General features: G+C 44.2%; 4 protein-coding genes and 1 pseudogene. 2 read left to right on the forward strand and 3 right to left on the reverse strand.

The window, feature by feature from the left end:
* The coding region (locus AC1DLI_RS34170; protein ID WP_477610160.1) for a transposase at nucleotides 1-602 on the forward strand (602 nt) is incomplete at its 5' end.
* Nucleotides 603-763: 161 nt separating this feature from the next.
* Nucleotides 764-916 (forward strand): annotated as a pseudogene (locus tag AC1DLI_RS34175) (IS3 family transposase); the annotation flags it as partial.
* Between the two features lie 184 nt (nucleotides 917-1100).
* Here AC1DLI_RS34175 and AC1DLI_RS34180 read toward each other — a convergent pair.
* The 3 genes from AC1DLI_RS34180 to AC1DLI_RS34190 form a co-directional block, all read right to left on the reverse strand.
* On the reverse strand, nucleotides 1101-2327 hold the full coding sequence (locus tag AC1DLI_RS34180; RefSeq protein ID WP_477610162.1) for an alpha-L-fucosidase: 1227 nt from the start codon (nucleotides 2325-2327) through the stop codon (nucleotides 1101-1103).
* A gap of 35 nt (nucleotides 2328-2362) precedes the next feature.
* Nucleotides 2363-3265, reverse strand: a complete 903-nt coding sequence (locus tag AC1DLI_RS34185) for a carbohydrate ABC transporter permease (protein ID WP_477610164.1) — start codon at nucleotides 3263-3265, stop codon at nucleotides 2363-2365.
* Nucleotides 3266-3279: 14 nt separating this feature from the next.
* On the reverse strand, nucleotides 3280-3824 hold a 545-nt coding region (locus AC1DLI_RS34190; RefSeq protein WP_477610166.1), incomplete at its 5' end, for an ABC transporter permease subunit.

Consider the following 3824-nt stretch of genomic DNA (forward strand, 5'->3'; position numbering starts at 1 on the left):
TAGCTGCTGCTAAGAAATATAAGATTAACAATACTACATTGATGAAATGGCAACGTCGCTATAAGCTGTACGGTTATGAAGGGCTGGAGCGCCGTACACATAACCGAAGTTATAGTGCTGAACTCAAGCTTCAAGCAGTGAAAGATTACCTTGAGGGGAAATTGTCTAAGTACCAGATCATCGATAAATACAAGATCTCCAGCACAACACAGCTCTCCGAATGGATAAAGAAGTATAATGGTCATAGCAGCTTAAAAGCCTACAAAGGGGAAGCAAAAGCTATGACAAAGGGTCGCTCTACAACATGGCAGGAACGGATAGAGATCGTCCAGTATTGCCTAACGAATCAGCATGACTACCAAAAGACAGCGGGACAATTTCAGGTCTCCTACCAGCAAGTATATCAATGGGTGAAGAAGTTTGAAGATGGTGGTCAGGAAGCATTAAAAGATGGCCGTGGGAGAAAGAAAGCTCTAGAAGAGTTAACGGAGGCCGATCAACAGAAACTCAAGATGAAGCAAATGGAGCACGAAATTGAACGCCTTCGGGCCGAAAATGCATTCTTAAAAAAGTTAGAGGAACTCGAAAGAAGGCGACGCTAGGACATATTCGACAGGAAACGGTCTATCTCGCCATTCAAGCGCTTCATAAGGATGAGTCATTAAGTATACAGCTTCTCTGTGAAATTGCAGGAATTGCACGCTCGAGCTATTACAAATGGCTAAATCGAAAACCCAGCGCTTGCGAGCTGGAGAATGAGCAGTTGACACAGGTAATGCTATCCATCTACGAGAAAGTGGAGCGTACCTTCGGATACCGCCAATTGACTCTGCATATACGCAAGCAAACCGGAAAAACGATCAACCATAAACGTGTATACCGGTTGATGAAGCTAAGGGGTATTCAGTCTGTCATTCGCAGGAAGAGAGCAAAATATGTGCGCGCCACTCCGCAGCAAGTGGCGGAGAATGTGTTAAACCGTAAGTTTGAGGCTACAGCACCAAATGAGAAGTGGGTCACGGATGTGACCGAATTCAAATATGGACATGGTCAAAAAGCGTATTTAAGGCTTTCTTATTCTCGGCTGACTTCGTTGACAATTAGCAGTAATATACTTCAGGCGGTAACAATTCGAATTCTCCGGTAGATTTTGTAATATGGATCAAAACTTGCACAGCTTCAACCGGAGGAAACTGAATAATCCTCTTATTGCCAATCGTTTTTCCGATATGTACGACTGCACTATGATGTAGAACCGGCGCTTTAACTGCAATCTCAAATTCCTCAACATGCTCGCCATTGGTCAGGTTCTCTCTGAGAATGACATGGTTAATGGGCCTTGCCTTGTCAAGCGTGATGCATAATCCGTTATCCGTTTTCTCGACGGTAACATCAATGGAATTTGCAAATTTCTTTCTTACCTCGTTCCCGAATTCAATCAGTCTTGACGCATCCACCTCCGGAAGCAAGCCTCTCCTGTCCGGTCCGATATTGATCAGGAAATTGGCACCTCTGCCGACGGAGTAGTAATAAATACCGATAAGCTCCTCGACACTTTTCACATGACCGGTGTCGTATTCACTGTAAAACCAATTATCACGCATCATAAAGTCGCATTCCGCCGGTAGAAATTTTTGTTCTGAAAGGCTGCTCACCTCATTTGTCATAACAGAAAAATCGAGCGAGGTCACCAGGTTTGAATTGTTAAAATGCGCAATTCCTCCTTCATTTCCTACCCATCGCACATCGTGATCCCACATGTTGAAGATAAGAATCTCAGGCTGCATCGTTCGGATCGCCTTAATAATACTTGCTTCATCATATTCATGCCCCTCCGAACCACACCCGTCAAACCAGAGATAATCGATCTTTCCGTAATGGGTCAGAAGCTCACCGATCTGGTTGATAAAATAGTCGTCATGCTCCTTTGGCGTACGTTTCGTAAAGCCCATTTCGGCAGGCGAGTAGTAAAGACCAACTTTTATATCATGCTTGCGGCAGGCCGTGACAAATTCCTGAACGACGTCTCCCTTGCCATCCTTCCAAGGTGTATTGTGCACGCCATATTCCGTATATTTTGACGGCCAGTTTGCAAAACCGTCATGATGCTTGCAGACTAAAATAGCATACTTCCCACCGGCCGCCTTTACAGTAGTAATCCAGTTCTCGCAGTCCAGCAGTTCTGGATTGAAGCCTTCAAGGGGCATAGGCTTTCCATCCMAGTCCCGATGTCCTTCATAAAAGGTACGGATTCCAAAGTGGAAAAAGCCTCCGATTTCCCAATTCAGGAACTCAAGCTGTCTTTTAGTTGGCAACGTGCTGCTCATAACAAATCATCCTCCTCGAAATTATTAATGACTGGCTAACCTTTGATTGCCCCAACCATGATTCCTTTGATAAAGAAACGCTGCATATAGGGGTATACAAGCAGAATCGGAATAGTTGTAATCATTGTGATCGTAATTTGTACACCGCGCGGAGTAAGGCTTCTCTCCATCGTTTTCTTGTAATCCTCTATATTGCCGCTCTCCTGAAGAAGCCGTGCAAGCGTCTGCGCCTCGTTAAGGTATTCGTAAAGGGTAAGCTGCAAAGTATTCAGATTTTCCGAGCTGATGAACATATAATTGTCAAACCATGAATTCCAGTTGCTTACGGCGGAAAATACTGCGATCGTTGCAATAATCGGGAGGCTAAGCGGCATCACGATTTTAGAAAATATGGTAAAATATCCGGCTCCATCGAGCATCGCGGATTCCTGAAGCGAGTCAGGCAGCGATTCGATGAAGGTTTTAATCAGAATGACGTTGAAGGCTGCTATCGCACCGGGTATGATATAAACCATAAAATTATTCAAAAGCCCGTAATTTTTGATCATCAGATAGTAAGGTATCAAACCGCCGCTTACATACATGGTCAGCAGGAGCATGCGGTATAATAGTTTTCTTCCCGGCATTTCAGTTCTCGAGAACAAATAGCCTAGCAAAGCATTCAAGAACACACTCAGAGCCGTACCGATTACGGTTCGCATAACGGAGATAAAAAAAGCATTGTATATGCCTTTCAGCTCCATCACTTTCTTGTAGTTGAACAGCGTGAAGCCCCTCGGAAGCAACGTAACTCCTTTTGTCGCAAGCGAAGGCTCACTAATGGAATAAACAAACATATACCAGAAAGGGTACAGGCATAGGATAACTAACAAAGCAAAAAATGCATAGTTGAAAATATCAAACACCACTGCGCCCAATGTACGACTGTATAGTTTCATTCCTCACACCACTTTCAGAAGATACTTGTGCCTCTAACCCTCTTTGCAATGACATTTGCAATGACAAGAAGGATGATACTGACGCCCGATTTCAAAATTCCTACTGCAACGCCATAGGAATAGTCGTGGTTGTTTATCCCGAGCTGGTACACATATAAATCAAGTACCTCGATGTTATCGGCTGTTAATGCATTCTTGTAGACCAAATACTGCTCCATGCCTACGTTCAAGAAGTTTCCGATGCTGAGAATCAGCAGAACGAGATAGGTAGGCACTAGGCTCGGCAAAGTGATGTGCAGTGCTGACTTGAATCTTCCCGCACCGTCAATGACGGCAGCCTCATACAATTCCTGGTCGATTGAGCTAATGCTTGCGACATAGACGATTGCGCTCCAGCCAAGCCCTTTCCATATCCCAAGAGCGGTCTGAAACCAATAGACGGCATCGCCTTTCGTTAAAATATTAGTCGGGTTTGTCAGTAATCCGAGAGAATGTAAAACCTGATTCAGTAAGCCTTCGGTGGAAAATATCATGAATGTAAGCGAATACACAATAATCC

It is taken from the genome of Paenibacillus sp. 01T443 (assembly GCF_056398325.1).

Bases quoted from the DNA above. Each gene is read 5' to 3' on its own strand.
- AC1DLI_RS34185 (WP_477610164.1), bottom strand. From the start codon at position 3,265: ATGAAACTATACAGTCGTACATTGGGCGCAGTGGTGTTTGATATTTTC.